At 41.2% G+C, this 257-nt stretch carries 1 protein-coding gene; it reads left to right on the forward strand.

Going from position 1 to position 257, the window contains the following annotated elements:
* Window positions 1-32 precede the first annotated feature (32 nt).
* The coding region (locus MRS74_RS24385; RefSeq protein WP_254582728.1) for a hypothetical protein at window positions 33-257 on the forward strand (225 nt) is incomplete at its 3' end.

A 257-nucleotide genomic window follows, 5' to 3' on the forward strand; every position in this document is an offset into this window, starting at 1 on the left:
AAATTAACCCGAATAGAATGGAATGGAATGGAATGGAATGGAATGGAATGGAATGGAATGGAGTGGAATGGAATGGAATGGAATGGAATGGAATCAACGCGAGTGCAGGGGAATCTAATGGAACGGAATGCAATGGAATGGAATCATCCGGAATGGAATGGAATGGAATGGAATGGAATGGAATGAAATGCAATGGATTCAACTCGATTGCAATGGAATGGAATAGAATGGAAGGGAATGGAATGGAATGGAATGGA

The organism is Marinobacterium sedimentorum, assembly GCF_024267675.1.
Taxonomy (GTDB): domain Bacteria; phylum Pseudomonadota; class Gammaproteobacteria; order Pseudomonadales; family Balneatricaceae; genus Marinobacterium_A; species Marinobacterium_A sedimentorum.